The sequence below is a fragment of the Afipia sp. GW823-FHT06G09 genome (genome assembly GCF_058794875.1).
In genome coordinates, this window is record NZ_JBXAHF010000004.1 from 123,534 (window position 1) to 143,706 (window position 20,173).

At 61.9% G+C, this 20,173-nt stretch carries 22 protein-coding genes; 13 read left to right on the plus strand and 9 right to left on the minus strand.

Annotation, left to right across the window (positions count from 1 at the left end; translation table 11 throughout):
* Nucleotides 1–67: 67 nt before the first annotated feature.
* Both AC1Q67_RS17385 and AC1Q67_RS17390 read right to left on the minus strand, forming a co-directional pair.
* A complete protein-coding gene (locus AC1Q67_RS17385; RefSeq protein ID WP_492237070.1) occupies nucleotides 68–847 on the minus strand; it encodes a class II aldolase/adducin family protein in 780 nt (259 codons plus the stop codon).
* Between the two features lie 122 nt (nucleotides 848–969).
* On the minus strand, nucleotides 970–2,619 hold the full coding sequence (locus AC1Q67_RS17390; RefSeq protein WP_492237069.1) for a glycosyltransferase family 39 protein: 1,650 nt from the start codon (nucleotides 2,617–2,619) through the stop codon (nucleotides 970–972).
* Between the two features lie 327 nt (nucleotides 2,620–2,946).
* Here AC1Q67_RS17390 and AC1Q67_RS17395 point away from each other — a divergent pair, with 327 nt between their 5' ends.
* From AC1Q67_RS17395 to AC1Q67_RS17410, 4 genes are all read left to right on the plus strand, one after another.
* Nucleotides 2,947–3,924 carry a hypothetical protein gene (locus AC1Q67_RS17395; RefSeq protein ID WP_492237068.1) on the plus strand — a complete coding sequence of 326 codons (978 nt, stop codon included), beginning with the start codon at nucleotides 2,947–2,949 and terminating at the stop codon, nucleotides 3,922–3,924.
* A gap of 186 nt (nucleotides 3,925–4,110) precedes the next feature.
* A complete protein-coding gene (locus tag AC1Q67_RS17400; RefSeq protein ID WP_024573963.1) occupies nucleotides 4,111–4,524 on the plus strand; it encodes a Ros/MucR family transcriptional regulator in 414 nt (137 codons plus the stop codon).
* A 147-nt stretch (nucleotides 4,525–4,671) separates the two neighbouring features.
* A complete protein-coding gene (locus tag AC1Q67_RS17405; protein ID WP_492237067.1) occupies nucleotides 4,672–5,046 on the plus strand; it encodes a helix-turn-helix domain-containing protein in 375 nt (124 codons plus the stop codon).
* Nucleotides 5,043–5,645 carry a DUF6456 domain-containing protein gene (locus AC1Q67_RS17410; protein WP_492237066.1) on the plus strand — a complete coding sequence of 201 codons (603 nt, stop codon included), beginning with the start codon at nucleotides 5,043–5,045 and terminating at the stop codon, nucleotides 5,643–5,645. Before AC1Q67_RS17405 ends, AC1Q67_RS17410 begins: the two co-directional genes overlap by 4 nt.
* 4 nt (nucleotides 5,646–5,649) lie before the next feature.
* Here the strand turns inward: AC1Q67_RS17410 and AC1Q67_RS17415 are convergent, their stop codons facing one another.
* Nucleotides 5,650–6,075: a SufE family protein gene (locus AC1Q67_RS17415; protein ID WP_024573986.1), complete on the minus strand. Its 426-nt coding sequence runs from the start codon at nucleotides 6,073–6,075 to the stop codon at nucleotides 5,650–5,652.
* 115 nt (nucleotides 6,076–6,190) lie between these two features.
* A complete protein-coding gene (locus tag AC1Q67_RS17420; protein WP_492237065.1) occupies nucleotides 6,191–6,649 on the minus strand; it encodes a DUF5330 domain-containing protein in 459 nt (152 codons plus the stop codon).
* A gap of 508 nt (nucleotides 6,650–7,157) precedes the next feature.
* On the opposite strand from AC1Q67_RS17420, the gene AC1Q67_RS17425 reads away from it, so the two are divergent.
* Both AC1Q67_RS17425 and AC1Q67_RS17430 read left to right on the plus strand, forming a co-directional pair.
* The gene (locus AC1Q67_RS17425; protein WP_492237064.1) at nucleotides 7,158–8,918 is read left to right on the plus strand and encodes a PAS domain-containing sensor histidine kinase; all 1,761 of its coding nucleotides are present in this window, start codon (nucleotides 7,158–7,160) and stop codon (nucleotides 8,916–8,918) included.
* Nucleotides 8,911–9,546: a peptidoglycan-binding domain-containing protein gene (locus AC1Q67_RS17430; RefSeq protein ID WP_492237063.1), complete on the plus strand. Its 636-nt coding sequence runs from the start codon at nucleotides 8,911–8,913 to the stop codon at nucleotides 9,544–9,546. Before AC1Q67_RS17425 ends, AC1Q67_RS17430 begins: the two co-directional genes overlap by 8 nt.
* Nucleotides 9,547–9,549: 3 nt before the next feature.
* On the opposite strand, the gene AC1Q67_RS17435 is transcribed toward AC1Q67_RS17430, so the two are convergent.
* Nucleotides 9,550–9,702: a hypothetical protein gene (locus AC1Q67_RS17435; RefSeq protein WP_492237062.1), complete on the minus strand. Its 153-nt coding sequence runs from the start codon at nucleotides 9,700–9,702 to the stop codon at nucleotides 9,550–9,552.
* A 62-nt stretch (nucleotides 9,703–9,764) separates the two neighbouring features.
* Between AC1Q67_RS17435 and AC1Q67_RS17440 the strand changes: the two genes are divergently transcribed.
* Nucleotides 9,765–10,112, plus strand: a complete 348-nt coding sequence (locus AC1Q67_RS17440) for a DUF1491 family protein (protein ID WP_492237061.1) — start codon at nucleotides 9,765–9,767, stop codon at nucleotides 10,110–10,112.
* Here AC1Q67_RS17440 and AC1Q67_RS17445 read toward each other — a convergent pair.
* Nucleotides 10,109–11,107, minus strand: a complete 999-nt coding sequence (locus AC1Q67_RS17445; protein ID WP_024573991.1) for a DUF2336 domain-containing protein — start codon at nucleotides 11,105–11,107, stop codon at nucleotides 10,109–10,111. The two genes, AC1Q67_RS17440 and AC1Q67_RS17445, sit on opposite strands and share 4 nt — an antisense overlap.
* Nucleotides 11,108–11,233: 126 nt before the next feature.
* Here AC1Q67_RS17445 and AC1Q67_RS17450 point away from each other — a divergent pair, with 126 nt between their 5' ends.
* From AC1Q67_RS17450 to AC1Q67_RS17465, 4 genes are all read left to right on the plus strand, one after another.
* Nucleotides 11,234–11,440, plus strand: coding sequence for a hypothetical protein (locus AC1Q67_RS17450; protein ID WP_024573992.1), 207 nt, complete (start codon nucleotides 11,234–11,236; stop codon nucleotides 11,438–11,440).
* Between the two features lie 63 nt (nucleotides 11,441–11,503).
* A complete protein-coding gene (locus AC1Q67_RS17455; protein ID WP_024573993.1) occupies nucleotides 11,504–12,232 on the plus strand; it encodes a hypothetical protein in 729 nt (242 codons plus the stop codon).
* 142 nt (nucleotides 12,233–12,374) lie between these two features.
* Nucleotides 12,375–12,716, plus strand: coding sequence for a hypothetical protein (locus tag AC1Q67_RS17460; RefSeq protein WP_492237060.1), 342 nt, complete (start codon nucleotides 12,375–12,377; stop codon nucleotides 12,714–12,716).
* A 220-nt stretch (nucleotides 12,717–12,936) separates the two neighbouring features.
* Complete coding sequence (locus AC1Q67_RS17465; protein ID WP_492237059.1) at nucleotides 12,937–13,554, plus strand: TerC family protein; 618 nt, start codon at nucleotides 12,937–12,939, stop codon at nucleotides 13,552–13,554.
* A 63-nt stretch (nucleotides 13,555–13,617) separates the two neighbouring features.
* Here the strand turns inward: AC1Q67_RS17465 and AC1Q67_RS17470 are convergent, their stop codons facing one another.
* From AC1Q67_RS17470 to AC1Q67_RS17480, 3 genes are read right to left on the minus strand one after another with little or no spacing between them, the layout of a single operon-like run.
* Nucleotides 13,618–14,184, minus strand: a complete 567-nt coding sequence (locus AC1Q67_RS17470; RefSeq protein ID WP_492237058.1) for a DUF1254 domain-containing protein — start codon at nucleotides 14,182–14,184, stop codon at nucleotides 13,618–13,620.
* Entirely contained in the window at nucleotides 14,181–14,759 is a 579-nt protein-coding gene (locus AC1Q67_RS17475; protein ID WP_024573997.1) for a DUF1214 domain-containing protein, read from the minus strand. The genes AC1Q67_RS17470 and AC1Q67_RS17475 overlap by 4 nt, the downstream gene beginning before the upstream one ends.
* Before the next feature lie 24 nt (nucleotides 14,760–14,783).
* Nucleotides 14,784–17,060 (minus strand): transglycosylase domain-containing protein, encoded by a 2,277-nt coding sequence (locus tag AC1Q67_RS17480; protein WP_492237057.1) that lies wholly within the window; start codon nucleotides 17,058–17,060, stop codon nucleotides 14,784–14,786.
* Between the two features lie 316 nt (nucleotides 17,061–17,376).
* On the opposite strand from AC1Q67_RS17480, the gene AC1Q67_RS17485 reads away from it, so the two are divergent.
* Both AC1Q67_RS17485 and AC1Q67_RS17490 read left to right on the plus strand, forming a co-directional pair.
* Entirely contained in the window at nucleotides 17,377–17,895 is a 519-nt protein-coding gene (locus tag AC1Q67_RS17485) for a YcgN family cysteine cluster protein (RefSeq protein WP_492237056.1), read from the plus strand.
* Between the two features lie 199 nt (nucleotides 17,896–18,094).
* Nucleotides 18,095–19,690, plus strand: coding sequence for an MDR family MFS transporter (locus tag AC1Q67_RS17490; RefSeq protein ID WP_492237055.1), 1,596 nt, complete (start codon nucleotides 18,095–18,097; stop codon nucleotides 19,688–19,690).
* Nucleotides 19,691–20,173 lie beyond the last annotated feature (483 nt).

Consider the following 20,173-nt stretch of genomic DNA (forward strand, 5'->3'; position numbering starts at 1 on the left):
GGCGGCGTTTTTAGTCTCTGTCAGTGTAGAGGCTGACGGATGGAATCTATATCCGAAGCCGATCCTGTCAAGTCTTGTAGCTTGGATCGAGCCGGTCGAGCTTGCGCAGCAACGGCGGCCAGACGAGCTTGGTGGAGCGCAGGTCCGAACGATCCGGGTCGCTGACCAGCTTTTCGTTTTTCTCGATCACCAGCTTTTCGACCGGGTAGGCGGTCGGCCCGAGCATGCGGGTGCGGACCTGCATCGTGCAGGCGCGCTCAAGATGAAACATGCGCTCGAATGCGGAAGCGACTGAACGTCCGACTGTCAGCGTGCCGTGATTGCGCAGCAAGAGATGGTTCTTGGTGCCGAGATCCTTCTGGATGCGTGGGCGTTCGTCGTGGTCGAGCGCAATCCCTTCGTAGTCGTGATAGGCGAGGTCGCCGGTGACGAGCTGGGCGGTCTGGTTCAGCGGCAGCAGCCCTTCCATGCAGCTTGCAACCGCGGTGCCGTCGGGCGTGTGAAGGTGCAGAACGCAGCCCGCATCCTCGCGAACCTCGTGGATCGCCGAGTGAATGGTGAAGCCGGCGGGATTGATGCTGTATTCGCTCTGGGTGAGCTGGTTGCCGTCGAGGTCGACCTTCACCAGGCTCGATGCGGTGATCTCGTCGAACATCAGGCCATAGGGATTGATCAGGAAGTGATGTTCTGGACCGGGGACGCGGGCGGAGATGTGCGTATCCACCAGGTCATCCCAGCCATAATACGCAACAAGGCGATAGGCCGCGGCGAGATTGACGCGCTGCTCCCACTCACCGGGAACCATGTTGGATTGGACTTCCTTGAGACGTGCTTCAGCCGGTGACATGGCGATTTTCTCCCGCGATTTGTTTTGATCTTGCTCGGGGAGGAGCCTAGTCCCGGGATACCGCTATCGCAACATGCGACGCCCGCAGGGGCGCCATGCCGCGAACCCGAAACGCACAGGGATCAGGGTGCCGGAATAGTGAGCAGACTGGCGATGCTCTTGCCGCGGATGTCGTACACCCGCGCGAACACCACGTCGTCACGCTTGATTTCGACCACAACCGGCGCGTTCAGTCCCTTGCAGTAGAACTCGCCGAGCGTCATGGCGAAATCCGCGGCCTGGCTGTCCCAGCCGATGGTGAAATCGGGGCCAAGTGCGACCTGTGCCGGACGCTGCGGACCGCACACCGCGACACGCCACTTGCGATTCTTGGGAGCAGGTTCCTGACGTTCCTCGATCTCCTGCCGCAGTCCCTCGGACGCCTGTTTGAGCGCGAGCCCCCAGTAGTCGAGCATGTAGCGGTCGTCGGCGGCGCGAACCGTGCCGGCGATGTGATTGAAGTGCGTGTACTGATAGGGATGCAGCCGGATCATTTCGTTGAGCGGCAGCATCAGCCCAAGCATAAACATTGCGACGAACACGGCCTGCGCGGGGCGGCTGCGTTCCTTGAGCCATCCGATGATCGCCGCGAAGGCCACGCCCCCGAGGACGGCCATCGGCGGGATCACGAAGATGAAATGGCGAATGCCGTTGTAAAGCGCCGGGCGCTTTACCATCGCGATGATAAGAGGGAGCGTCGCTGCCAGTGTTAGCATCAGCAGAATGCTTTTGCGCCGGGTATCGACGTTCGAGCGCATCAGCGCGACGAACGTGCCCGCGATGCCTGCGCCGAGCAGGCCGAGCATGACTTCTGGAAGTTGCAATGCGAACAGCGTCGGCAGATAGGACCACGGCATGTCCGGCACGGAGACGATCGCGCCGTTGAACAGCTCCTTCCACGGCTTCTCAAAGAAATGCGAGAAGTAGGTCAGCGCGTGGAATGGATTGGCGGGGTTGATAATCGACCAGGGCCAGACGAGGCCCATGATCAGATAGCCCAGCAGCACGCCGGGCAGCAGAACATAAACGACATGACCGAGCCGGTGCGCGGCCTCGCGCAGGCCATGGGTGCGGACGTCGGAAATCCAGATCGGCAGAAATCCGATCGCAGCGTAGATCAGCGCCAGTCCGCCGAGGATACGGCAGCCGATCGACAGACCTGCACCGAGACCGATGATCAGGATCGTGTTCGGCTTTGGCGAGGGATATTCCTGCGCCAGCCTGACGAGTCCGAGCATCAGTATGACCATCGCCACGGCGAACGGCGCATCCTTCGGATTCATGAACATGTGTCCGTAGAAGGTCGGACAAAGCGCGAGCAGGACGATCGCGGCAAGACCGGCCACCGGTCCGCCGACGCGCCGCGCCAGCCGCCATGTGACGCCGATGCCGATCACACCGACGATAGCGCCGAGAAGGCGCCGCGTTTCGAACAGTTCGAGCGGGATGATCTTGTGCAGAAGCGCGGCCGCCATGTCGAAGCCGCCACCATACATATAGAGGTTGGCGAATGAGAGCGCGCTGGTGTCGGTGAAGCCGCTGCCGAACATCTTCAGCAGCAGGTCGGCATATTCCGCGTGCGTGTAGTCGTCCCAGCCGAGGCCGTAGTCCTTGAACGTCAGGCCCGCGACGACTGTGACAACAGCCAGCACGGCCAGCGCAAGATCGTCACACGTCTGCTCGATCGAGCGCCCGGCCGGCGTATCGAGGGCCGATGTTGTAATGGATGACATCTCAGCTAATGAACCCAGCCGTTTCAGTGCCTGCGTCTCTTCCGGGCAGGCCGCCCCGGGAACTTTCTATCCCAGATCGGTGTTCAGGTAATTGCCAAATGTGGCGCATTTTCTCTAATTGCAATGCAACATTTGCCGTCAGGGTAAAAAACCATACTCCAGGCGTGTGTTCCATGCCGGACAGATTGCGCTTCTGAATCTGAACAGCGTCTGACCAGCGGCCCCTTTCATCGAAAAAGCGCTCAATTACCAATTGGTAATGCGTCGACTTGAAACTATTATGGAACTCACCCTGTTGAGTCCGCTGGCGCGGGTCTGGAGATTGTAATGATTGCGCTATTGATCGGCGGAACGGTCGTCGTGTGCATCGGCCTTCTGACGGTCGTTTTCGGGATTCCGATCAAGGAGTTCAGTTTCGGCAACACAATGATCCTGGCCGGGGCCGTGGTGTCCTGCACCGGGCTGGTCCTGATCGGACTGTATTTCGTCGGCCGGGAATTCCGGAATCTCGCGCGGCGCCTGGAAACCGGTTTGCCAGTTCCAGCCGTATTGCCGCGCGAGTCAGTGGCGGAAGCCGGGGCCGAAACTTCCGCGCCGCCAATTCGTCCGGCGCGGACCCTGCCTGAACCGCCGCTCACGCCGCGTCCGCTGCCGCCAAGGCCGGGCCGTGAAGACACCCTGTTTACGCGCGACCAGCCGGCGGATTTGCAAGACCGGGACGATTTCAGCGACACACGGGACGATCATGGGCGTGCGCCGCTTTCCACGCAGGAATCTGCGCCCTGGCCGGAGCATCCGGTCTCGCGCGCTCGCAATCCTGTGCCCGCTGCAGAGTCACTAGACCCCGCCGCAGAAGCTCCGCGCCAGCGCCGAAACATCATGTTTTCGTCGCATCGGCGCGACAAGTCTCGCGACCTGCCATCGCGCGATCCGCCGCTGGACGATACCGCTGACAGGCCTGCAACGGAGGACTTCGGGCATCGCGATCCTGAACCGGAAACCGGTGGCGCGTTCGATAGCGCGTGGCCTCATTCCGACAAGGGACGCCAGGATTCATCCCTGTCCCGGCCAGGCCGGAGCGCGCCGCCGCCGGAGCCCGAGCCTGACGCGCCTGAGCCCGTGCGCGAACGATTTCCGCCTCGGCGTGCGGATGCTTCGTCGGTCACCATCGTGAAGTCGGGTGTCGTCGATTCGATGGCGTATTCCCTGTATTCCGACGGATCGATCGAGGCGCAGATGCCTGAAGGCATGGTGCGGTTTGCATCGATTGACGAATTGCGCGCGCATCTGGATCAGCGCGGCTGATCCATCCTCCGCGGGCAGGTACTTTCCGTTGTAAATAATGCAGGCCGGTATTCTTGTTGTGCTTGTCAGCCCGGCAGCATTTCTCACATACTCCCAAGTATAGATGGCGCCGAAAACTGCCGCCCGGCGCACATTTGCTTGGACCATCTGCTTTTCGGCTACGCTTGAGCCCTGAAAGACATCGCGATGAGTGAAACCACCCCGAAGGGATTCGTCGACCTGACCGCGTCGATCGTTTCCGCCTATGTCAGCAACAACGCGACCACCGCAGCCGAAATCCCGGCCCTCATCAGTCAGATTCATGCTGCGCTCGTGCGGGTTTCGAATGGCGGCACCGAGGCTGCGGCGGAGCCGGCCAAGCCTGCCGTTTCTGTCAAGAAATCGATGACCTCGGACTACCTCGTGTGCCTGGAGGACGGAAAACGCTTCAAGTCCCTGAAGCGGCATCTGCGCTCGCAGTACAATATGAGCCCCGAGCAGTACCGGGAGAAATGGGGTCTTCCGGCCGACTATCCGATGGTTGCCCCGAACTATGCGGTGGCCCGCTCGCAACTGGCCAGGAAGATGGGCCTCGGCCAGCAGCGGCGGCGGCGGAAATAACCGACTTGCCGTAGTCTAGGAATAATTCCACATTAGACGTTTCCGGAGTCAAGTCCGGAGAGGCTTTTATATTTTTCGGGGATGGCTATCCCCGGTGTTGGCATCGTCACTAGGATATAGGTATAAATTCCTAGTGAGGTTCCGACGATGCTTGAAATCCAGCCGCCTGCGCCAGCTTTCTCCCCGCCGCAAACCAGTATCGCCGAGCCGCCCCCAGATGAAATCTGCCGCGTGGTCGCAGCCACTGTCGCGTTCGATTTTGGTGTCAATGCTGCCGCCCTTGAAAGCGGCTTGCGGGGCTCGCAGCGTCTGGCTTTTGCGCGGCAGATCGCGATGTACCTCGCCCATGTCGGATTTGGGCTCAGCTTCGAGATCGTCGGACACGTCTTCGGGCGAGACCGGACTACCGTCGCCCATGCGTGCCGCGTCGTGGAAGACGGCCGCGACGACATCTGGTTCGATTGCCGTGTCGCGACGCTTGAGCTGATCTGCCGCGCGAAAACCGGCGGAGGCGTCCGATGAAGCGACAGGAGAAGAACGGGCAATCTGCTGCACGGGTTTCCGGTGACGAAATCGATTCATTCCGCGCGCAGCATCTCGATCTTGCAACGCGCGATCTCATGACGGAAGCCGGACTGACAAAAGTCGTTGTGAATGACAGCGAAAGTCCGCTGGCATGGCTGGCGCGCCGCAAAGGACGCGATGGCCGGGCCATGATCGGACCGGATCAATTCATCGCTGGTGAGCGCCTGCGTGCAGACTTCACCCGTGGGCACATGACGCCGCGCATCACATCGAGTTGGTCGGGGATCGGACGGACGCGTGGCAGCGGAGGTGGCGGCGAAATGACGGATCTGATCGTCGCGTCACGCCAGCGCGTGCGCCTTGCGCTCGACGCCTGCGGTCCGGAGTTTTCCGGGCTATTGCTCGATGTCTGCTGTTTTCTGCGCGGTCTGGAGGATATCGAGCGCGAGCGCGGCTGGCCGTCGCGTTCGGCTAAAGTTGTGCTGCAACTGGCGCTCGACCGGCTGGCGCGTCATTACGGATTGCGCAGCGATACGATCGGCACCGGCACGGCTATCAGGAGCTGGCTCGCGGACGACGCGGCTTTCACGCCGTAAGGATTCAGGATGCCGCCGCCAGCGTTTCGCGGGCGTCGTTCTTGATCCGCTCCACCATGGACCGCAGGCCATTGGAGCGCTGCGGTGTCAGATGTTCGCGGAAACCCAACTCGTCGAAGATCGCGATCGGGTCGGTGTCGAGAATCTGCCGCGGTGTTCTTCCGGACTGGATGGAGAGCAGGATCGCGATCAGCCCGCGCACGATATGCGCGTCGCTGTCGCCCTTGAAATTCAGCACGGGCTCTTCGCCGCTGCGGTCGATGTCGCGCGACAGCCAGACCTGGCTGGCGCAGCCCTGAACCTTGTTCCCGGCGGAATGCTCGGCGTCGGACATCGGGGCCAGCGTGCGGCCAAGTTCGATCACATAGCGATAGCGGTCGTCCCACTCATCGAGCAGTTCGAAATTGTCCCTGATGTCGTCGATGGTCATGGCGGCCCGCATACTCGTATCAAAGGTCTCATTCGACCCTTATATGAGATCGCGGGGCATCGATAGCCATAAGTTCCGGGCCTTTTTCGGCCCGGGATATCGCCTGTCGGAGCCTTCAGGGTGCCGCTGTGGCTCCTGGTGGCTGCCAGTCGATCGCAAGATCGTCCTGCGTCAGCGTTTGGTGAACGACCGCCGCAACCTCGGATTCGCCGGTCGTGCGATCATCCGGCGTTCCGATGGAGCCGGTATGATCAGGCGCCTTCTTGCCGGCCTTGTCGGTCGAATCCGGCACCTTCTTTTCGTTCTTGTCGGCCTTATCCGTGATGAACTGATAGACCTTCTTGGCGCCGGATTGGGCGCGCTCGCCGATCACGGTCGCAGCCTGTCCGCCGACGACGCATGCCGCAGGCTGCCGGTTACAGAACTGGCTCATGTCGGACATGGCCGCAGTGGCGGCCGAGATGGCGTCCGACGCGCCGATCTGTAGACCCTTGTCCGAATCGGGCGTCTTGTCGGTCGGGAGCAGCACAAGCACCAGCCCCAGCCAGAACGCCATGCGAAGGAGGAAAAACATCTCACACCCCGTTAGTCACTTTCACCGGAGTGGCTTCACGCGAGGAAGCACTCCGCCCCGTTGCGATTGATCTCGCAATCATTCCGTGTCGTATCAGACGCGGATAAATCTCCGGTTCTTGCGCTGTCTAAAATTTGAATGGTTTGATTTGGCGTAAATTTTCGATTGATACGGCGGCATTTTGCTTCGATACGCGCAGGCATGTCCGCGCGCCGTGCACGATTTCGAAACCATAACGGCGCGGCATGGAAACTTCGCGTTCACCATTCGACCGGATGAAACCGCCGAATATCGTGAAAACAGCGCATCCAGCCGACGTAACTTGCAATCGGATGCGCGCCTTAGCGTTCGCTTAAGTTCACTCTGACACGATCCGCCAAACGAAAAACGGGGGCGTTCCGGCCGTCAAGACGACGACCGGCCGAACGGTGAGAACAACGTGAGATTGTCCGGCATCATACGCGATCATCTGGACTCGCTGCTGCATCCATCAGCGCGGCGGGATCTGATGACGAAAGCCCGCCACCGCGCCTTCATCGGGCCGCGGCTGTTGGGCGGCCTCGCGGCACTTGCATCGCTTCCGCTTTATCTTGCGGTTTGCGGCGCTCCGCAGGAAGTCGAGGTCATGGTGTTCGCATGGCTGATCGCGCCCATTCTCGTCTCATACTATCTGTCGCGCACCGGCCATTATGAGCGCGCGCATATTCTGTCGTCGACCGCGCTGGCGGCGGTGGTCATGGCGGTCTGCGTCAATACCGGAGGAATTTCGTCGTTCGCGGCAATCTGGCTCGTGGCCGTTCCGCTCGACGCGGCGCTGTCCGCCTCGCGGCGCGCCGTTATCATCGCGGTGGTGCTGGCGCTCGGCTGCGCGCTGGGCCTTGTCATGATCGACGCTTTCGGCGTCCTTCCGGCTTCGAGGGTGCCTGCGTCCTACAGTTCGCTGTTCGAGGCTCTCGGGATTGCTTCGGCGACGATCTATGCATCGGCTCTCGCGTTCAGCGCGGAATCGCTGGCCCGGATGAGCAGAAAGCTGCTGATGGTCGAAGAGGAGCGCTATCGGCTGCTCGCGCACAACATCAGCGACGTGATTTCCCGGCACAGCCGCAACGGCGCGATCCGGTTCATTTCCCCGGCGGCGGAAACCCTGCTTGGCACACCGGCAGCGCTGCTTCACGAACATGGCCTGTTCGACAGGGTCCATGTCGCCGACCGGCCAGCCTATCTGACCGCTCTCTCGGAGGCCGCGCGCAGCGGCGACGAGCGCAGCGTCGAGTTCCGCGTGAAACGGGACGCGGCACGCAACTCTGATCACGAACGTACACCGGCTGCCGAATTCATCTGGATCGAAATGCGCTGCCGGCCGATCGATGCGGTGTCGCAGTCGCTGGCCGATCCCGGCGTCGAAGTTGTCGCGGTGATGCGCGATGTGACCGAGCGCAAGCTTCAGGAGCAGGCGCTGGAAAACGCTCACATGGAAGCGGAGCGCGCAGGAGCCTCCAAGTCGCGCTTCCTCGCCACGATGAGCCATGAACTGCGTACCCCGCTGAATGCCATCATCGGATTTTCGGAGATGATCGTCCGCGAGAAAGAAATGATGATCGACGCAGCGCGGCGGCAGGAGTACGCCAAGCTGATCAACGAATCCGGCCTTCACCTGTTGTCGGTGGTCAACGGCATTCTCGACATGTCGAAGATGGAAAGCGGAAACTTCGAGATTCTTCCCGAGTTGTTCTCGCCGCGCGAGTCCCTGATCAGCTGCTGCAATCTGATGGTCCTGAAGGCGCGCGAAAACGGCATTGATGTCGTGACGCGAGCGCCGGCCGACTTACCGCAGATCACCGGCGATCCGCGTGCCTTCAAGCAGATGATCCTGAATCTGCTGTCCAACGCGATCAAGTTCTCCGAGCGCGGCGGTACGGTCACCGTCACCGCGGCGATCGAAGGATCGCGCCTGCTGGTTCGCGTGATCGACAGCGGTGTCGGAATTGGCGCCGAGGATCTGAAGCGGATCGGCGATCCGTTCTTCCAGGCCGGGAAAACCTACCAGCGCCGCCACGAAGGCACCGGTCTCGGGCTCTCCATCGTCAAGAGCCTGGTTGCGATGCATGGCGGTGAAATGATCGTGCAGAGCCAGATCGATGAGGGTACGACGGTCACGGTCGCGCTGCCGATGGTGTTTTCGCCGCCAGCCGAGAAATCCAGCAACGTTGCAAAGCTCGCGCCCGTGCGCGCGGAACCTCAAGATTATCAGGTGAAGAAAAGTGCCTAGACAGATCGCAGAAGATGACGAGAAACCACGCCGCCGCCGTCGCGCTGCCGCAGTTGCTGCGGTCGAGGCAGAGCCGGAACGAGGCCTGATCATGCGCGTTTTGTTGCACAGCCCGAAGGATACGCTGGCGGCAACGGCGGCGCTCGCCGCCGTCATCGCCATCGTCACCAATGCAATGTTCCTGCAGGCCGGGCGGCATCCATCGCCGATGTTCAGCACGGCTTCGGTGTCGTCGCTGCCGGCCGTTGCTCCGGCTTCCGCGCCATTGCCGCGCGTCCGTCCGGCTGAAGCTGAGCCGCGCGTTGTCGAGAAGCCCGCGGAATCAGCAACGCCGGTGCCGGCGAAGCAGGCTGCAACAGCCGCTGCGCCGCGGCCACTGGCCCCCGTTCACGCTGCAAAGAGTGATCCGGTCGGCGATCTGATCGTGTCGACCCGGCGCATAGCTGCCGTCCAGCGTGCCCTGACCGAGTATGGCTATGGCCAGCTCAAGCCCACTGGCGTTGTCGGCACTGATACGCAGGCCGCGATCCAGAAATTCGAACGGGACCGCAAGATGCCGGTCACCGGCCAGTTGTCCGACCGTCTGATCCGCGATCTGACGGTTCTGACGGGACGGCCGATCGAATAAGAGTCAGTCGCGCGGCCCATACCACCAATGGATTGATTGGCGCGGGCGATGCCCTTCCTTGTGCGGCGTCAATCCGCGCCAGAATCCTGCCAGCAGAAAAAGGTACAGTGCAGCACCGAGCACATAGGGCAGGAATTCGAGAAAGGCTGTAAACATCGGGGCTCGGACTATGGTAGCACCTGCTCGTCTTTCCATTCGCCTGATCGGTTCAAATCTCCATGTCCCGTCTAAAATCATCGATCTGGGTCGCGGGCTATCTGCGGCGATGCCAGGGTGCCGGCATGTTCGGTGCCGTTCGCCGCCGCGGCGCGGAAGAGGCGGGCGCGGTCTTCGTCAAGATCGCCTTGATGGATGGCACGGCCATGCTGTTCGTTCCGGCCCCGCAGACCGCTTATGACGAGAGCCGGCCTGCCGAGCGAGTCTTCATCCAGTCACCGGCGCAGGCCGTTGACGAGCAGGTGGTCGAATCGCGTCTTGCGAAGGAAATCGGTTTCGATCCAGATGTCTGGATTGTCGAAATTGAGGACAGGGAAGGACGGCACTTCCTCGATCTGGCCAAAGCCTAGCCGCGCGAGGTGTTCCGGGTTGTGATGTGCGTGCCGGGCTGGGCCACCGGGCGCGATTGCGCGGGCGTTGAACGGGCGCGCTGACGCTCGTCATCGTAGAGAGCAGGGCGGTATTTCGCGCGGGTGGCAGCGAGCGCCGAGCCACGCCATGCGGCAAGCATGATCAGGGCGGTTCGCAGTTCGATCACCTCATAGAGCCGCGCCAGCCGGTAGACGTCCATCACCGATGCGCCGAGCGACGGATTCAGGAACAACAGCACGCGCTGATACGACTCGCCCGGCATGCCGAGGGCCTTGAGCGCGCAGGCGAGCGGTTCTCCGCCCGGTTCGTTGACGATCTGGGTCGCAACCTTCGATGTCAGGATCAGCGCATCAGCGAGTTCGGCCGCGAATCCTGCTGGGTCGGCCGCCAGCGCGGCCTGCTCCAGCGAGATGACCGCGCGCGCGGCGCGGCGCGGATCGACCTGGGTGGACGGTTTCAGCGGTGTCTCGGTGAGACCACGCAGCAATTGGGCGCGGCGGCTCTTGTCTGCGGACAGAAACATCTCGATCAGTTCTGCTGCATCGTCGGGCTGCATCGACATGGTCGGCGCAGGCATGACGGGAGCGAGCGGAGCTTCGGGCTCCGATACGATTTCGATATCTGCCGCAGGGTCGGCTTCGAGCGTGTCGTCAAGGATATGCTCGTCGTCCGGCGCGACCGGCTGGCGATTTCCGGTCGTGTGTTTCAGTTGCAGCTTCCAGGCGATCTCACGCGGCGTGTTGGGATAGATCGCAAGGCGTGCGCGCACAGCCGCGCGGGTGGCATCGTCCACCTCGTCGATCAGGCGCGTGGCGAGTTCGGCGAACTGGCGCTCCTCGTCGAGGGTATGGTCCGAGGTCTGGACATAGAGATCCGTCAACACGCGAAGCAGCGTCGGGCGTATGTCGACGCCCTCGCGCCGGGACAGTGTCATCAGGCCATCGAAGCCGTGAAACATCGGAAGTGTCGTCATGCCGGATACGCGGGTTTAAGTCTGCGCCTGACGTTATCGGGTGCCTGTTAACAAGCCATTAACCATGACCGCTCTTAATGACCGGGTGCCGTCGGCGCAGGAAGCAGGCGGTCAGGAGAGATCGATATGGGCATCATTGTTGAATTTCCGGCGGATGCAGCGGCGCGGCGCGCCGGGCCGGACGTGAACATGGTCCCGCGCGAGGGAACGGCAACGATCCTGATTCTCCCTGCTATCCGGATCGAGCGCTACGCTGACGAAACCAGCGATGGGGTCGGGCCGGGGGAGGGAGCGGCTCCGGGACGCCGCCGCAAGCGCAGGGCGCGTTCCTGAGGACAAGTCAGGCTCTCCGGCGGACAACACGCCGGATCAGCAACGCTTTCAGACCGGACCGCGATGTGTAATCCGCTCTATCTTTTGCCATTCGTTGCGAGTCTCGCTTGCCCGAGCGACGATTTCGGCCGTACCCGCTCGACCTTCTATCATGAAGACATGCACAGGTGGGTCGGCACCGAAGCCACCACAAGTCTGGGCGGGCAGCCGTCGCAATTCCAGTTGACCGATCTGGAACGATCGCTGCGCGATCTCGCCTACTACTTCATCGAGCCGCCGCATTCGCATCCGGCCTGGAAAGCGGTGTTCGGCGACTACAAGAAGATTCCCGCGCCGTGGAATCAAAAGGCCGTCTTTGACCACACGCTGTATGGCCGGCGCATGATCGATGAGCCGCACCGGTCTCAGACCGCGGCCTATGCAGGATTGATCGAAGACGTGCGCAACGACGGCGTGATGCTCGATCAGTTCATTCCCGTCGCCCTGAAGGTCAACGATCTCGACATCAAGCGCAACAAGGCGCTCGGAATCGTCTCTGAAATTTCACCGCGCGAATACGACGATGCGCAGGCCCGGATGCGCGAGAACGTTCTTGTCGTGCAGTGGGCGCAGCAGTGTCTGCAACAGCGTGTAGCGTCGTACCGATGGGCGCTGGATCGGCTGGTGATTCACGCACCTGATCCGATGGCCGCCGATGCCGACCGCCTGATCGCGCAACTGTCCCAGCGCGCATCGGAACTTTGGATCAAGGCGACGCCTGTCGTCGGCCGCGCGCTGCGCGTCGGCGGATAAATCAAAATCCTGAATCTCTGCGACGTTCCGACACGCGTCGTTCGGACACGCGGCGGATGGTCGCGTTGAGTCCGTCTGCAATCGGTTGTTTGCTTTTCCAAGACATCGAACCAACTGATTTGCCATGAAGATGGGGGATGGAATGACAGGTTCCCCAGTCGAAAGAATATTTCTTCTCGGAAAGTCTTTTGGAACTCTGATCGCGCTGAGTTTTGCCGTTGCTGTGCCTGCGTTTTTCATTGTCTACGCACTGGAACCGCATCTGGTGCTTCCGGCGCTCAGTGTGCTGTTTTTCGCGGCCGCAGCTCTCGCCGCGATCACGGCGCTCTCGATCAGGACCAACAAAAACACCGAGAATCTGAATCTCTGGGATGTCGCCGGCGGCCTTGTCATCACCGGTTGCGCAGCCTCAGTGCTGGGCGAACCGGAACAGGTCGCACAACTGTTCGAGCATCTGTTCGAACGCAGAAGCAACATACAGTAACGGGAGATGTTTTAGACGTTAGACGACCAGGCCGGGCCCCTCTGGCAGCTTTGATGCTGCGATGTCGGACTGGAATTCAATTGGAGTGGCCCTTTAGAATATACGGCTGTTGTCCGGCAACATGATCCACCGATCTCTGGTCGGTGCGTGATTCCTGTTGTGACGCATCGTATTCGCCTGTGACAGGGCCGCTCTTCCACAAAATAGGGAAGCCCGGCTCATGTTCGATCTTATCACCCCAGAAGCCCTGACTGCACTTGTTCAGGTCATCCTCATCGACCTTGTACTCGCCGGTGACAATGCGATTGTCATCGGTCTAGCCGCTGCGGGTCTGCCAAAAGAGCAGCGCAACAAGGCAATTCTGATCGGCGTTGGCGCCGCGACACTCCTGCGAATTGTCTTCGCAACTCTCACAACCCAGCTCCTGGCCATTGTCGGTCTGCTGCTCGCGGGCGGCATCCTGCTGCTCTGGGTCTGCTGGAAGATGTGGCGAGAGCTGCGCGCCGGTCATGAAGAGCATGCCGTGACGTCGGAGGGAACGGGCGAAGGTGCCCCGACCAAGACTTTGGCCCAGGCCACATGGCAGATCGTTATCGCCGACGTGTCGATGTCGCTCGACAATGTGCTCGCGGTTGCCGGTGCGGCGCGTGAACATCCCATGGTGCTGGTTTTCGGCCTCGCCTTGTCGATAGCGCTGATGGGGCTTGCTGCTTCGTTCATTGCGAAGCTGCTCCAGAAGCATCGCTGGATCGCCTATGTTGGCCTCGCGGTCATTCTCTATGTTGCGGGCGAGATGATCTATCGCGGCGCGCTGGAGATCTGGCCGCATCTAAAGTGAACTGCGCTGTCAACGCCGCTCGCAGCATTGCGGGCGGCGTTGGCGTGTTCCGGAGATCTGAAGCTATCGTTTGGCTTGCGGTGTATCGGTTTGCAGGCCGCATTTCGCTGCCGCCAGTGACGCCTGCGCCTGTGGCATCAGGCCAGGCTCTGCCGCCAGCGCCTTGAGCACGATGAGGCCCGTTGTGGTCGGTGAGTCGATGATCAGGCGGTCGGCTGCGGTGACCTCTTCGTCTTCCGGCAGTTCGGCATGCTGTGCCTCCGTCATCAGGTCGAGCTCGATGACGCGCCGTCCCGCCGAGCGATCGTTGATCGCGTAATAGGCGACATCGTTGCGGGTGTAGAACGACACCGAGGTATAGGCCTGACTCACCGGGACTGTGAGTTTGAGCGGACCACTGGAAAGGTCATAGCGGCAGGCGGCGCTGGCGAAAGCGGGGTCCATGAACGGCATCGGAGCGCTGTTCGGCGCAGCCACCGGCAACGCCGTCACTGCATTCAGCTTCGTGATCGGAGCGAGGCGGGAATATGCATCGAGCGTTGCGACGCGCGGAAGCACCAGCACGCTCACGAGATGAACCACGCCGCCCAGGATCACGCCACCGAGAATTGCAAACAGCCAGCGGATCATGGGCAGCTCACCGTGCTGATGGATGGCATCGGCGCATCCTTTTGCGTGCGCGTTCCGACGCCGACCGGCGTATCATAGAGCCGCAGCACCAGCATGTACCGGTCGAGGCCCCCGGTCGGCAGCCAGTTGCCGGCGCGCGGGCGCGATGTCACCCGCATCTCGAAGCTGCCATCCGAGGCGCGCACGATTTCCTGGCTGGTGAATCCGTAACGCTGGAGCGAGTTGGCGACGAGCTGGCCCTTGGGATCATAGATCGTCATGGTCCAGAAACGCGCCGGGGGCGTCACGCCTTTCACGACCACATCGCATCGTCCGTCGAGCGCGCGGCCTGCATCATCCTTGTTTGCGGTGAACATCACGCCGTCACCCGTGCCGACCGGTAGCTCGCCGCTGCGGGCGACCGAGGCGCGCGAGTAGGGATCGATACTGCTGGTGCCGGTCCGGGGGCGGGCGGTCCATGCGCCGATCGTGATGGTACCGACGTTGACGCCGCGTGTCGCCGTCGTCCACGTCGCGCCGAGGCCGACGACGGTTGCGATGATCAGCGTAACAAGGGTGATAAGGATCAGCCGCACGATCGAAGCGCACTCATGACGCGGTTAGTTCTTGCGCGGCGGCTGGGCCGCCGCAGGCTGATCGGTTGCCGATGCGAAGCTGTCCGGGAAGGCCACGCTCGAGGCCGGCGCGGGCTTCCCGCTTTCGTTCGAGGAAGTCTTGCCGGGCACGGTGATGGTCTTTGCCGCGTCGTCAAACAGCTTCTCGACGCGCACCAGAATGTTCGCGCCGCGCCGTGTCAGGATTGGAGGAGGGCCGGGATTGACCTCGGAGGCTTTCGCATTGGCGTTTGCCGATGCAACGGCGTCCGGCCGCTTCTTGCCGGCACCGATGCCGGGGATGTCCTTGATCTCAACGCCCTGGTGCGCGACGACCATCACGTCGTGCCATGTCTGTGCCGGCAGCGAACCGCCGGTCATGCGGTTGGTCGATGAGTAGTCGTCGTTGCCGTACCATACGGCCGCAGTGAAGTTGCCGGTGTAGCCGACGAACCATGCGTCGCGGAACGCGTTCGTCGTGCCGGTCTTGCCGGCCGCGGGAATGCCGTCGAGTTGGGCGCGCCTGGCGGTGCCTTCGTCGACAACGTGGCTCATCATTTCCGCCATGTCGGCCGCCACCGATGCAGGAATGGCTTGTGTCGGCTTCTTGCCGTCGCGGTCCCAGCGCCAGACCAGATCGCCTGCGCCGGTGCGGACCTCGAGCACGGAATGCGGCTTTACCGCGCGTCCCTTATTCGGGAACGTGGCGTAGGCGACCGCGTGCTCGACAACGCTCACTTCGGTCGAGCCGATCGGCAGCGACGGCGTATCGACGAGGGGAGCCGTGATGCCCATCTTGCGCGCCGTCTCGACGATCTTCGCGCGGCCCGCCTTCGGTGGATTGGGGCTGCCTTTGCCCATCGCGATCGACAGCTTGACAGGCACGACGTTGATGGAGCGCGTGATCGCCTGCGTCAGCGTCACTGAGCCCGAATACGAACGTCCATAGTTCTGCGGACACCAGTTGCCGATACAAACCGGGCCGTCCACCACGATGGACTTCGGTGTGAAGCCGTTCATCAGCGCAGTGGCGTACACGTAAGGCTTGAACGAGGAGCCAGGCTGGCGCATCGCGTCGACGGCGCGGTTGAACTGGCTGGCGCCGTAGTCGCGGCCGCCCACCATGGCGCGCACGCCGCCGTCGAGATCGGCAAGAACCACGGCGGCTTGGGTCGCGTGATAGTCGCGGCCGAACTGGCGCAACTGGTTTTCGACGGCGGATTCCGCGGCGTGCTGCACATTCATGTCGATCGCGGTGCGGACCACGAAGACGCGCTCGACATAGGATTTCGGGAACGTCATGACGAGCTTGCGCATCTCGTCGAAGGCATAGTCGAGATAATAGTTGGGCGAATTCTCGTCGCGCCGGTCGACGGCGTTGGCCGGATTGCGGCGTGCGCCGAATACCTGGCCCTCGGTCATGAAACCGGCGTCGACCAGATTGTCGAGCACGACGTTGGCGCGGGCGCGGGCTGCGGGCAGGTTGATGTGCGGCGCGTATTTGGTCGGCGCCTTGAACAGGCCGGCGAGCATCGCGGCTTCCGCGAGATTCACATCGCGTGCGGACTTGTTGAAATAGAAGTGCGCGGCGCCGTCGACGCCGAAGGTGCCGCCGCCCATATAGGCGCGGTCGAGATAGAGCTTCAGGATTTCGTTCTTGGTCAGCCGTGTTTCAAGCCAGATGGCGAGGAACGCTTCCTTCACCTTGCGCTCGATGGTGCGCTCGTTGTTGAGGAACAGGTTCTTCGCAAGCTGCTGTGTGATTGACGAGCCGCCTTGGCGCACACCGCCCGCCTGCGCGTTGGTCATAAGAGCGCGTGCCGTGCCGGCCACATCGATGCCGAAGTGATCGTAGAAGCGGCGGTCCTCGGTGGCGAGGGTGGCCTTGATCAGGTTGTCGGGGAAATCTTCGAGCGGAATCGAATCGTTGTGCTTGATGCCGCGGCTGCCGATCGGATTGCCGTAGCGATCGAGGAAGGTCACAGCGAGATCGGATTTTTTCAGCCAGTCGTCATCGGAAGTTTCGCGAAAAGCCGGGATAGCTAGCGCGAGCATTAGAACGAGGCCGGCGAGGCCGATTGTTGCGCCTTCGGAAAGCGGCTCGATGAAAACCCAGCGCTTCCAGCGGCCGACATAGAAGCGATCCATGAAGGTCGAATAGCGCTCCCAGAGCTCGCGCAGGCCGACAGCCGAATTAAACAGCGATGAATCAATTCGCGCGTCGAGGTCCAGCAGGAAATGCCGGAACCATTTCTTCCACTCGCTGGGTACGATCTGGCGCACCGGAACCCTTGAAAATGACGCGGCGACCGAGTCGCAGCCTGAGAAAATCGCTGGTCAGACGATGCTGATCTATTTGCGGCATCCCCAAGGCGCTAGGAGAGCCGATTTTGCCAGCGGGAATCCGCCATCTTCTAGCCGACCATGAACCATAAACCAATGGCCGCGTTGGTTTTTTAATGATGACGGTGAATGCTGCCCACGCTTTTTAGCGCCGGAAACATCGACCGGCACCTTGCCGCTTGCGCAACAGCCGCCAAGGCTCATAAAGCACCATATTAGCGTAAGGACGCTTTAATATCCCAACAGGTTCAAAGCCATGACAGCCCGGCCTCGGCCGCCCTCGACCCAGAGCGAATCTTTCTGGAAAACCAAGACGTTGGAGGAGATGTCCGACAGCGAGTGGGAGAGCCTGTGCGATGGCTGCGCGCGCTGCTGCCTGGAAAAGCTGGAAGACGAGGATACGGGCAAGATCTACTTCACCCATATCTCCTGCTCGCTGCTCGATGCCGGGCTTTGTGCCTGCAAGGATTATCCCAACCGGTCGGCCAAAGTATCCGATTGCGTGCGGCTGACGCCGGAGAACGTCCGGACGTTGAACTGGCTGCCGCCGAGTTGCGGCTACAAGCTCGTGGCGGAGGGCCGCGATCTGTACTGGTGGCATCCGCTGATTTCCGGCGATCCCAACACCGTCCACGAGGCCGGCGTTTCGGTGCAGGGCAGGGTCTGGGGCACCGAGGACGAGATCGAGGAAGCCGACCTCGAGGACCACATCGTGCAGTGGCCCGGCGTGATTCCAAGGCGCGCCCGGCTCAAAAAGCGACCCGTGTCCAAGTAATCCATTCCTCGATCAAGACCGCGTTCCGCACGGATAACGGCCACGTGATGGCCTTTCCGCGCGGTACACCCATGCGGCGTTGCCGGTTATGAAGGGATGCGAAACAGGATAAAGCTGACCTCATTCCGTACATTTCGAGTTCAAGTCATTTGCGACTTGATCCTTCCGCAGAAGCATTTTCCGGACCCCGTCCAGACTCATGACCGAGACACATCGACAGCGCGGCGACATGGCGAGTGACTCGGCCGACGAAGCTCAGGCGCTGGATTCACCTGATGACGTTGCAAACATCGCCACCGAAGTGATCGATCTTACTGAAGCGCCGCCGATCGTGCCGGCGCCGCCGCTCTCGAAAAGCGAAGTGCGGACCATCCTGCTGAGCCTGATGCTCACGATGTTCCTGACCGCACTCGACCAGACCATTGTCGCGACCGCGCTGCCGACCATCGGCCGCCAGTTCGGCGACGTCAGCAATCTGTCCTGGGTCATTACCGCGTATCTGTTGTCGGGGACCGCGGTCGCGCCGGTCTATGGCACGCTGAGCGACATCTACGGCCGCCGCGCGATGATTATCGTTTCGCTGGCGCTGTTCCTGCTCGGCTCGGTGCTGTGCGCGATCGCGCCGAACATGCTCACGTTGATTCTCGCCCGCGCCCTTCAGGGCATCGGCGGCGGCGGCATCCTGCCGCTCGTGCAGACGGTGATCTCCGATGTGGTGACGCCGCGCGAACGCGGCCAGTACCAAGCCTATTTCTCATCGGTGTGGGTTGCCGCCGGCATCGGTGGTCCGGTGCTCGGCGGGTTGTTCGCCGAACATCTGCACTGGTCGGTGATCTTCTGGATCAACCTGCCGCTCGGCGCGCTGTCGCTGGCGCTGCTGCTGCCGAAGATGAAAAAGATTCCGGTGTTCCACCGCAGGCGCAAGGTCGACTGGCTTGGCGGCGTGCTGCTGATGGCGTCCGCCGTGATCGTGATGCTGGTGCTGACATGGGGCGGCAACCGCTTCGCGTGGGCGTCGCCTGCGATCCTTGCGATGATCGGGTCCGCGCTGTTTCTCGGCGTCGCATTCGTGTGGCATGCGAAGCGCACCAGTGAACCGTTCCTGCCGATTCCATTGCTGTCGGGATCGGTGGTGCCGTTCGCGATGGCCGCAGGCGGCTGCGCCATCGGCACGATGATCGGCCTCACGGTGCATATGCCGCTGTACTACGAGGTGGTGTACGGCCTCTCGGCGAGTGAAGCGGGACTCGCTTTGATTCCGCTGGTCGCGGTGTCGGTGCTCGGCGCATGGGCGGCGGGCCGCGCGATGATGTTCACCAGACACTACAAGCGCGCGGCTATCGGGGGCGTATCGCTCGCGGCTTGTGCCGCGACCGCGCTCGCGCTGGCAACGCCGCTGCCGCTGTGGCAACTGCTTGCGGCGCTGTCGTTGATGGCGGTCGGTCTCGGCACGGTGTTTCCGGTCAGCGTGGTGTCGATCCAGAATGCCGTGCCGCGCATGCAGGTCGGCACCGCGACAGGCGCGATGAATTTCTTCCGCTCGCTGATGGCGTCGTTCACCGTTGCGGTGTTCACTGCGATCCTGCTGATGGTGCTCGGGGGAAATCTCACCATCGGCGCGGAGCATCAGATCGGCTCCCGGCATGCGATTGCTGCGAGCGACATGATCGCCGCGTTCCGTTACGTGTTCGCCGCGGCGGCCGTGCTGCTGACGACCGCTGCGACTCTCGTGATCCTGATGGAAGAGCGCCCGCTGGCCGGGCCGCAACAGGCTCCTGCCGAGATGGCGGAATAGGGCAGGATCCGATCGTTCGCGCGAAAAGGCGAAACGGTGACGAACTTCGGCGCATAAGGCGGACCCTGAGGGCGGTGTTGCGCGGTCTGCCGCGTCGTGCTGCACTCTCCGAGGAGGGTTGCATGCTCAACGCCGCTTGGCTCATCGTTCATCTGATCGCAACCGCAACATCGTTGCCGGGGACGGCGGCCGCCTCTCAACCCGTGGGTGTGACCTGCACCTATCAGGCGTGCATGGCGAAATGCACCCGGCTCAACGGGTCCATCTGCAACAGTTACTGCGACGCGCGAATCCGGCAACGGGTTGCGGCGGGACTTTGTGCCGCATCGTAAGCCTGTCGACGCCAGCGGCTACACGCGCATCCAGATGTTCCGAACGAAGTGCCTGGCAATCAAGGAACAAAACCCGGTCACGCAAGTTTGAGCGATCAGAATTCCCATGGCTGTTGCCAAAGGATGATGGGATGAAAACGGATCGTCACTT